Below are 8,894 nucleotides of genomic sequence, written 5' to 3'. Positions count from 1 at the left end.
GGAGCCGTTCCCTGGCGGTGGCGGCGGAGGCGACCAGCACGGCGGGGTCGCCGTCGCGGCGCGGGGCGGCGGTCTCGGGGACCGGGTGGCCGGTGACCTGGCGGACGGTCTCGATGACCTCGCGTACGGAGAACCCGTTGCCGTTGCCGAGGTTGCAGATGAGGTGTTCGCCGGGGGTGGCCGCGTCCAGGGCCAGCAGGTGGGCGTCGGCGAGGTCGGCGACGTGGATGTAGTCGCGGACGCAGGTGCCGTCGGGGGTCGGGTAGTCGTCGCCGTACACGGAGATCGACGCGCGGCGGCCGAGGGCGACCTGGAGGACCAGCGGGATGAGGTGCGACTCGGGGTCGTGGCGTTCGCCGCAGTCGCCGTAGGCCCCGGCGACGTTGAAGTAGCGCAGGGAGACGGCGGCCAGCCCGTGGGCGCGGGCCTCACCGGTGATCATGTGGTCGACGGCGAGCTTGGAGGCACCGTAGGGGCTCGTCGGCGCGGTCGGGTCCGTCTCCGTGATGGGGGTGGAGACCGGCTCTCCGTAGGTCGCCGCGGTGGACGAGAAGACGAGGGTGCGCACCCCGGCGTCCCGCATGGCGGCGAGCAGGGCCATGGTCCCGCCGACGTTGTTCACCCAGTACTTCTCGGGGTCGACCACGGACTCGCCGACCTGGGAGTACGCGGCGAAGTGCAGCACCCCGTCGTAGGAGGCGTCCAGCCACTTCGCGGCGTCCTGGACGCGGCCCTCGATGAACTCGGCCCCGGCCGGCACGCCCTCGCGGAAGCCGGTCGACAGGTCGTCCAGCACGGTCACGGTGTGACCCGCTTCCAGCAGGTGGGCGGCCACGACGCCGCCGACGTATCCCGCGCCGCCCGTCACCAGGTACTTCTTCACCGGGTTGCTCACTTGCTCGCTACCTCTCGCAGTCGCTGGGCCGCGGCTTCCGGCGGCACGTCGTTGATGAACACGTTCATGCCGGACTCGGAACCCGCGAGGAACTTCAGCTTGCCGGAGGTGCGCCGGATGGTGAAAAGCTCCAGGTGCAGCCCGAACTCCTCGCGGCCGGGGGCCCTGAAGGGGGCCTGGTGCCAGGCGGAGATGTACGGGGTCGGCGGCTCCCCGGGTCCGAAGATCCGGTCGAATCGCCTCAAGAGTTCCAGATAGACCTGTGGGAACTCCGTGCGCGCGGCCTCGTCGAGCTCCCGCAGGTCGGGGACGCGGCGGCGCGGGTGGAGGTGGACCTCGTAGGGCCAGTGGGCGGCGTACGGCACGAAGGCGACCCAGTGCTCGCCCTCCAGGACGATCCGGTCGCCCTCGGACAGCTCGCGGGCGACGACGTCGTCGAAGAGGTTGCGGCCGGTGTCGGCGCGGTGGGCCTCCATCGAGCGCAGCATCAGTTCGGTGCGGGGGGTGACGAAGGGGTAGCCGTAGATCTGGCCGTGCGGGTGGCCGAGGGTGACGCCGATCTCGGCGCCCCTGTTCTCGAAGCAGAACACCTGGGCGACCTGCGGAAGCGCGGCGAGGTCGGCGGTCCGGTCGGTCCAGGCCGCGAGGACGAGGGCGGCCTGCTCCTCGGTGAGCCCGGCGAAGGACACGTCGTGGTCGGAGGTGAAGCAGACGACCTCGCAGCGGCCGGAGTCACCGGCGAGCGAGGGGAAGCGGTTCTCGAAGACGGCGACGTCGTAGTCGTCGTCGGGGATCTCGCTGAGCCGGCCGTTTCGTGACGGGCAGAGCGGGCACTCGTCGGCCGGCGGGTGGTAGGTGCGTCCCTGCCGGTGCGAGGCGATGGCCACGCTGTCGCCGAGCAGCGGGTCGCGGCGGATCTCGGAGGACGTCGAGACGGCGTCCAGCGGCCGCTCGTCGACCGCGTCGCGGACGGTGTCGTCCGCGCGGTCGTAATAGATCAGCTCACGACCGTCGGCGAGGGTCGTCACCGTCTTCTTCACCAGGGTCCTCCAGGAAACCGCTCGCCAAACATAACCGCACACAATTAATCACAACTCAACATGAGCGTCAATCGCCCGGACTTGTGAAGCCTTCGTGCCTCCACGTGGGGCAACAACGGACATTTCACCTCGCTCGATCACGATCAAACAAAGAACGTCAGGCGGACTGTTCAATTTCTGAACACAAAGGCGTAGGTTCCGACAGGTTCAGTTCGCGCAACGAAGCGAGTACCCCCCATGCACTATCTGGCCGAAGGGCTCCGGCTCCCCACGAACGGGCTCGATTACACAATTCTGGCGATCTACTTCGTCGTGGTGCTCGGCATCGGCTTCGCCGCCCGAGCCAGTGTGAAGACCAGCCTCGACTTCTTCCTGTCCGGACGGTCGCTGCCCGCATGGGTGACCGGTCTGGCCTTCGTCGCGGCCAATCTCGGCGCCACCGAGATCCTCGGCATGGCGGCGACCGGCGCGCAGTACGGCGTCGCGGTCGTCCACTGGTACTGGATCGGCGCCATCCCCGCCATGGTCTTCCTCGGCCTGGTGATGATGCCCTTCTACTACCGCTCGAAGGTCCGCTCGGTACCGGAGTTCCTGCTCCAGCGCTTCGACAAGTCGGCGCACCTGCTGAGCTCGGCCCTCTTCGCCTTCGCGGCCATCCTGATCGCGGGCGTGAACCTCTACGCGCTGTCGATCGTCGTGGAGGCCCTGTTGGGCTGGCCGAAGTGGGTCGCCATCATCGTGGCCGGCATCTTCGTGCTGCTCTACATCACCATCGGCGGCCTCTCCTCGGCGATCTACAACGAGGTGCTCCAGTTCTTCGTCATCCTCGCCGCGCTCATACCGCTGACCATCCTCGGCCTCAAGCGCGTCGGCGGCTGGGACGGTCTGACCGGCTCGCTGGAGGAGAGTCACGGCTCGAACTTCCTGTCGGCCTGGGGCGGTACGGGCATCGGTGACGCCAACCCGCTCGGCGCGAACTGGCTGACGATCATCCTCGGCCTGGGCTTCGTGCTCTCCTTCGGCTACTGGACGACCAACTTCGCCGAGGTGCAGCGCGCCCTGTCCGCGAAGAACCTCTCGGCCGCCCAGCGCACCCCGCTGATCGCCGCCTTCCCGAAGATCTTCATCGTCTTCGCGGTGATGATCCCCGGCCTGGTCGCCGCCGTCGTCGTCCCGAAGATCGGCACCCCCGGCTCGGACCTGACGTACAACGACGCCATCCCGGTCCTGATGCGGGAGCTGCTGCCCAACGGGGTGCTCGGTATCGCGGTGACCGGTCTGCTGGCCGCGTTCATGGCCGGTATGGCCGCCAACGTCTCGTCGTTCAACACGGTGTTCACCACGGACATCTGGGCGCGTTACGTGCAGAAGGACAAGCCGGACGCGTACTACCTGAAGTTCGGCCGCGGCGTCACGGCCGCCGGCGTACTGGCCTCGATCGGCACCGCGTTCATCGCGTCGAGCTTCTCGAACATCATGAGCTACCTCCAGACGCTCTTCTCCTTCTTCAACGTCCCGATGTTCGTGGTCTTCATCATCGGCATGTTCTGGAAGCGCGCCTCGATGAAGTCCGGTGTCTGGGGCCTGGTCGCGGGCACCACCGCGGCGATGGTCAACTACTTCGTCATCTACAAGCAGGGCATCATCGACATCCCGAGCGACCAGGGCGCCAACTTCGTCTCCGCGATCGTCGGATTCGTCGCCGGGGCGGTCGTCATGGTCGCCGTCACGCTCTTCACCGCGCCCAAGCCGGAGTCCGAACTGGCCGGACTGGTCTACGGAACCGCGTCCCCGGACGCGGACGAACTGCCCGAGCAGGGCGACGACGCCTGGTACCGCAAGCCGGCACTGCTCGGCTGGGGCGCCATCGTCCTCGCCGCCCTGTGCTACCTGCCCTACTCGCTCTGATCGGAGGCACTCACCATGTCCGACCTGCACAAGGAAGTCTCCGAGCTGGAGCGCACGTCCGCGACCGCGGCCCGGCTGTTCGACATCCGCCGGATCATCGGCGGGCTCTTCGTGGTCTACGGAGTGATCGTCACCATCGCCGGCATCAGCCCCTCCGAGGCCGACCTGAAGAAGGCCGAGGGTGTCCACATCAACCTCTGGACGGGTCTGGCGATGCTGGCCCTCGGGCTGTTCTTCCTCATCTGGATGAAGCTGCGCCCGGTCCAGGTACCGGACGAGGCCCCCGGTACGCCGGAGGGCTGAGCACGGTTCCGCACCGCAGGGGCCGGGCCACCACCGCCGTCAGGCGGGGTGGCCCGGCCCCTGCGGCGTCCGGGACGCCCGGTCAGGCGGTACCGAGTCCGCCGGTCCGGACACCGGCGACGAACGAGGAGAAGGCGTCGGCGGAGACGTTCAGGACGGGGCCGCTCACGTACTTGGAGTCACGGACGGGAACGATCCCGCGCGTGATGGCGAAGTCGGCGGCGACCTCGACGCAGTCGCCACCGTTCGAGCTGTACGAGGACTTGAACCAGCGGGAGGATTCGGTCGTCACGGGGTGCCCTTTCGCAACTGGCTGATCATGGCCAACGACGCCGCCTGCGACAGCGCCTCGCCCGTAGCCGGGCGTCAGGCGGTCCCGAGCCCGTCGCCCCGCACGCCCGCGACGAACGCGGAGAACGCGTCGGCGGAGACGTTCAGGACGGGACCGCTCACGTACTTGGAGTCACGGACGGGAACGATCCCGCGCGTGATGGCGAAGTCGGCAGCGACCTCGACACAGTCGCCACCGTTCGAGCTGTACGAGGACTTGAACCAGCGGGAGGATTCGGTCGTCACGGGGGGCCCTTTCGCAAATGGCTGATCTTGGCCACGGACGCTGCTGCTGCCTGCGACAGCGGCTCGCCCTGGCCGGTGTGACTCAGCCGAGCTTCGCCAGACACACAAGGCCGACGAATGCCTCGTGACTGACCATCAGCATCGGACCCTCAGGCACCTTGCTGTCCCGAATGGGGACGACGCCATGCGTGATGGCATGCGTCGGATGCCACTCCACACACTCACCGCCGTTGTTCTGACTGAACGAACTACTCAGCCAGCCATCCATCGTGATCGTGGAATTCATGAATAGCGTTCCTTCTGGATCGAGGTGATCAGCTCGGCTGACAGATCCGGCGAGAGCGCCAGCGCCGTCAGAAGATCATAGGCGTCGGACGCCTTCGTCCTGTCTTCCGGTTCTGCCAGCAAGTACCCCCGTGGGAAACCGTCGACGTGCACCACGTCCTCGCCATCAGGGAAGGACAGGATGCCGAACGGCGATGCCCAGCCGTGGTGTTGTCCTGTGTTGGGTACGACCTGCACACGGTGCCGTGCGACCTCCGAGAGTCTCAACAGTTGTTCCAACTGCTGGTGCATCACTTCGCGGTCCCCGACCATGTTCGTAAGCGCAGCCTCATTAAGGATCAACCGGAGTCGCGCCGGACTGCTGTCCCGCTCCAGAATCCGCTGCCGGTCTATACGGCCGGTCACCAGCTCTTCCAGGTTGGAAGGCCGGCCCGTCCGCAGCACGGCCCGGGCATAGGACTCGGTCTGCACCAGGCCAGGCATGAGCTGAGGATGAAACATCCGCAGGCTCGACGCCTTCCATTCCAGCTCCAGGTAGCGGCGGAACCACGGCGGGAAGGCGTACCTCATCGCCAGCGGCCACAGCCTCTCGAACAGGCCTTCCGCTCCAGGGAACATCTGATCGCAGGCCCGCGCGAAGTTCAACGACGGGGTGCGCTTCCCCGCTTCGATCTTGGCCACCAGTGAATAACCGCAGGAGGCCGCCTTGGCCAGGTCCTCCCGCCGGATGTTCCCACGCTCCCGCGCGCCCTGCACCTCCGCCCCGAAGAACGTGAGTGGCGTCTCGGCCGGGTCCGAAGTAGCGGGTTCCGCCTCTACTGCCACCAGTTCGCCCCCACTGTCTTGGACACCGGCGCATGTCCAACTGGACACTTCACACTGTCCACCCTAACCCTCTGTTGCCCGGTCGTCACAGTGCCGATGCTGGTTGGGAAGCCACGGATCAGCACCACCGTGAGGACCTCATGGACCCACCGCACGAAGCGATCAACACCCCAGCGGCCAGGGACACCCGCCCTGGCGCCCAAGACCTCTGGTTCCGAAAGCGCGTGGACACATCCCCCTATGCGTCCCCGTCCACGTACCCGCCCTGTACATGCGGAGCGACGGTCTGCCCGGACCGCCTTGATGAAGACACACCCCGCAAGACCACTACCAGGAACGAGTTCCGATGAACCCGATGAAAGAGGCGGAGCAGAAGGCGCTCCCCGCCACCCGGCAACAGGTGGGGTTCGCCCTCGTGCCCGCCGGCGTCCTGACCTCGGAATGGCTGAACGCGTACGCGCTGGTGCCGCGCCGTGCGTTCCTTCCCGACGACATCTGGCCCTTCGACATGAGGACGGGGCAGACCGTTCACGTCTCGCGGGCGGTGGACGGGCGGCGCTGGCAGGAGTACGCCGACGCCGACGTCCCGATCGTGACCCAGTGGGACGACGGAGGACACCAGGGCCCGCAGCCCGGCCGGCTTCCCACCTCCTCGGCCTCCATGCCGAGCGTCGTGTTCCGCATGCTCGATCTGCTGACCGTGGACGAGGGTTCCAGGGTCCTGGAGATCGGCACGGGGACGGGGTGGAACGCCGCGCTCCTGGCTCACCGCGCCGGTGACGACAACGTCGTCAGCGTGGAGGTCGACGCGGCGGTCGCCGGTCGGGCGAGGGGAGCCCTGGACCGGTTCGGCGCACTCGTGGAGGTCGTCCACGGAGACGGGGCCCGTGGAGCCCCCGGTCACGCGCCCTTCGACCGGACCGTCGCCACGTGCGGAGTCAGGGAGATCCCGTTCGCCTGGGTCGCCCGGACGCGCCCCCTCGGGGTGATCGTGGCTCCCTGGGGAGCGGGCTTCACAGGCGAGGACGCGCTCGTACGCCTCCAGGTGCACAAGGGCGGAGAGATCGCGCAGGGCGGTTTCGTCGGCCCCGTCGAGTTCATGAAGCTGCGCGCGCACCGGGCCGCGCCGATCGATCACGAGGCGTACGTCCCTCTCCTGGATCTCCCGGCGGTCGAGGAGTCCGCGGAGGCCGCGTCGGAGATCGCGTCGGGCGGCCGGTTCGGTCCGCTGGTCTTCGCCCTCGGTCTCCGGGTGCCGGACTGCACGTTCAGCGCGGCGGAGGAACGGGACGGTGCTCAGCCGCTCTGGTTCTACAGCCGGAGCGACCGGTCCTGGGCCTGCGTCTTCCTTCGGGAGGGGCGGTCCGCGAGGGTCTGGCAGCACGGCCCGCGGAGGCTCTGGGACGAGGTACGGGCCGGCCACGCGTGGTGGTGCGCCCAAGGCCGCCCGGAGTGGTCCAGGTTCGGCCTCACGGTCGGTGCCGCCGGGGAGTACGTCTGGCTCGACGAGCCGGGACGGCCCGTGTAACCGGTCCGGCCCCCGGTACGCCAGGGGCCGGACCGCCGCCGCGCTCACGCGAGGCGGCCAGGTCCCTTCGTCATTCCGGCGGCCCGGTCCAGCAGCCCCGTGCGGGCGGCGAGCGCCGCCGCCTCCAGCCGGGAGCCGACCCCCAGCTTCATCAGGACCCGCTGCACATGGGTGCGCGCGGTGCTCGGCGCGATGCCCATGCCGGCCGCGATGAGCCGGGTGTCCTCGCCCTCCGCGACCCGTACCAGCACCTCCGCCTCACGCGGGGTGAGCATCCGCAGCAGCCGCTGCCCCTCGTCGTCGGGCTGGACCGGCGGATGGAGCAGCTCGGCGAAGGCGCCCCGGAGCAGTTGCGGGGCGACGGCGGCCTCGCCCGCGCGGGCCTTGGCCATGGCCCGCTCGACACCCTCGATCCGTTCGTCGTGGCGGACGTATCCCGCGGCCCCCGCGGCGAAGGCGGCGGCGATCCCCCGGGGGCTCGGTACCGGGCCGAGCACCACCACGGCCACCTGGGGCCGTTCCCGCCCGATCCGCACGATCGGGTCGAAGGCGCCGGGTTCGGCGGGCGCCGCCGTCCCGAAGAGACAGACCTCCGGCGCCCGGCTGACCACCAGTTCGGCGGCTCCGGCGGTCGGCGCCGCGGCGGCGAGCACCCGGTGCCCGCGCAGTTTCAGTGCCGAGGCGAGTGCCTCGGCCAGCAGACGGTGGTCGTCGACCACCATGAGCCGCACACCCATGCGAGCAGTCCCCCTGTGCTGTTGTGTGCCCTGGTGTCGTGTGCCGGGCCCCCCGGCCCGCCCTTGGAACCGGCAAGTTACACGCTTGTTCGACGTGCCGCGCCCTCTCCGTGCCAGGAGCGCTCAGAATGCCGGATTCTGCTGCGTTCAGGGCTCGTTGGCAGGCGGAAAACGATCGGCCCTGCCGGTCGTCCGATCGACCGGCAGGGCCGCTGCTCACCCGTGGGACGGGTCAGCGGGTGGTGAAGGAGACCGCGAGGTAGTGCTTCGCGTCCGGGTCGACCTTGCTGGGCCTGGAGAGGTACCTGGGCGACAGGAACATCCGGCCGTCGGTGTAGCGGATGTCCTTGTAGTACGCGGAGAAGTCCCTCTCCATATCGCTGATCTCCTTGTCGGCCGGGTTCTTCATCAGCACGGTCTCCTTGAAGGTGGAGCCGTCGATGGAGACGATCTGGCCGCCCTCGTCGTAGGGGGGCACCTTGTACGCGATGACATCGGGGCCGTCCATGCGCAGCGGGAGGAGGGTGTGGCGGTCGCCGGCGTCCGCCCGGCCGCCCACCAGCTTGCCGGTGGTGAGGTCGAAGGCCACGATCTCGTTGGTCCTGCCGAAGTCGCCACCGCCCTCGTGCTCCTCGGTCGGCACGTAGATCCGGTCCTCGCCGACCGCGAGGGCCGTGCAGTCCTCGACCTCGGTGGCGCCGCAGTCGCCGCCGTACTTCTCGGCGTCGGCGGAGATCCGGACGATCAGCTTGCCGGTGGCCGCGTCGATCGAGAAGAAGTCCGAGATGCTGCTGCTG

At 68.7% G+C, this 8,894-nt stretch carries 10 protein-coding genes and 1 pseudogene; 3 read left to right on the top strand and 8 right to left on the bottom strand.

The genetic code is table 11. From position 1 onward, the window contains the following. Positions 1-895 (bottom strand): UDP-glucose 4-epimerase GalE (gene galE / locus IH13_RS37965; RefSeq protein ID WP_031086509.1); only part of this gene is annotated, 895 nt, incomplete at its 3' end. Further along, on the bottom strand, positions 892-1,935 hold the full coding sequence (gene galT, locus IH13_RS0120435; RefSeq protein WP_031086507.1) for a galactose-1-phosphate uridylyltransferase: 1,044 nt from the start codon (positions 1,933-1,935) through the stop codon (positions 892-894). The genes galE and galT, both read right to left, overlap by 4 nt. Before the next feature lie 237 nt (positions 1,936-2,172). On the opposite strand from galT, the gene IH13_RS0120430 reads away from it, so the two are divergent. Together IH13_RS0120430 and IH13_RS0120425 are read left to right on the top strand one after the other, a co-directional pair. Continuing rightward, a complete protein-coding gene (locus IH13_RS0120430) occupies positions 2,173-3,843 on the top strand; it encodes a sodium:solute symporter family protein (protein WP_031086505.1) in 1,671 nt (556 codons plus the stop codon). 15 nt (positions 3,844-3,858) lie between these two features. Continuing rightward, positions 3,859-4,146, top strand: coding sequence for a hypothetical protein (locus IH13_RS0120425; protein ID WP_031086503.1), 288 nt, complete (start codon positions 3,859-3,861; stop codon positions 4,144-4,146). An 82-nt stretch (positions 4,147-4,228) separates the two neighbouring features. Here IH13_RS0120425 and IH13_RS0120420 read toward each other — a convergent pair whose 3' ends face one another. The 4 genes from IH13_RS0120420 to IH13_RS0120405 form a co-directional block, all read right to left on the bottom strand. Beyond that, positions 4,229-4,438: a DUF397 domain-containing protein gene (locus tag IH13_RS0120420; RefSeq protein ID WP_031086501.1), complete on the bottom strand. Its 210-nt coding sequence runs from the start codon at positions 4,436-4,438 to the stop codon at positions 4,229-4,231. Between the two features lie 74 nt (positions 4,439-4,512). Beyond that, positions 4,513-4,722 (bottom strand): DUF397 domain-containing protein, encoded by a 210-nt coding sequence (locus IH13_RS0120415; protein ID WP_031086500.1) that lies wholly within the window; start codon positions 4,720-4,722, stop codon positions 4,513-4,515. An 82-nt stretch (positions 4,723-4,804) separates the two neighbouring features. After that, positions 4,805-5,008 carry a DUF397 domain-containing protein gene (locus IH13_RS0120410; RefSeq protein WP_031086497.1) on the bottom strand — a complete coding sequence of 68 codons (204 nt, stop codon included), beginning with the start codon at positions 5,006-5,008 and terminating at the stop codon, positions 4,805-4,807. After that, entirely contained in the window at positions 5,005-5,832 is an 828-nt protein-coding gene (locus IH13_RS0120405) for a helix-turn-helix domain-containing protein (protein ID WP_031086495.1), read from the bottom strand. Before IH13_RS0120405 ends, IH13_RS0120410 begins: the two co-directional genes overlap by 4 nt. Positions 5,833-6,187: 355 nt before the next feature. Between IH13_RS0120405 and IH13_RS0120400 the strand changes: the two genes are divergently transcribed. After that, positions 6,188-7,360, top strand: a complete 1,173-nt coding sequence (locus IH13_RS0120400) for a methyltransferase domain-containing protein (RefSeq protein ID WP_031086494.1) — start codon at positions 6,188-6,190, stop codon at positions 7,358-7,360. Between the two features lie 44 nt (positions 7,361-7,404). On the opposite strand, the gene IH13_RS0120395 is transcribed toward IH13_RS0120400, so the two are convergent. Next, positions 7,405-8,097, bottom strand: a complete 693-nt coding sequence (locus IH13_RS0120395) for a helix-turn-helix transcriptional regulator (protein ID WP_031086491.1) — start codon at positions 8,095-8,097, stop codon at positions 7,405-7,407. Between the two features lie 232 nt (positions 8,098-8,329). Next, positions 8,330-8,894 (bottom strand): annotated as a pseudogene (locus IH13_RS0120390) (hypothetical protein); the annotation flags it as partial.

Source organism: Streptomyces sp. NRRL WC-3549 (assembly GCF_000721935.1).
In the GTDB taxonomy this organism is placed as follows: Bacteria; Actinomycetota; Actinomycetes; order Streptomycetales; family Streptomycetaceae; genus Streptomyces.
This window is presented reverse-complemented; position numbering and strand designations above follow the sequence as displayed.

Coding starts and splice junctions, on each gene's coding strand:
- IH13_RS0120430 (WP_031086505.1), top strand. CDS start 2,173: ATGCACTATCTGGCCGAAGGGCTCCGGCTCCCCACGAACGGGCTCGAT.
- IH13_RS0120425 (WP_031086503.1), top strand. CDS start 3,859: ATGTCCGACCTGCACAAGGAAGTCTCCGAGCTGGAGCGCACGTCCGCG.
- IH13_RS0120410 (WP_031086497.1), bottom strand. CDS start 5,008: ATGAATTCCACGATCACGATGGATGGCTGGCTGAGTAGTTCGTTCAGT.
- IH13_RS0120400 (WP_031086494.1), top strand. CDS start 6,188: ATGAAAGAGGCGGAGCAGAAGGCGCTCCCCGCCACCCGGCAACAGGTG.
- IH13_RS0120395 (WP_031086491.1), bottom strand. CDS start 8,097: ATGGGTGTGCGGCTCATGGTGGTCGACGACCACCGTCTGCTGGCCGAG.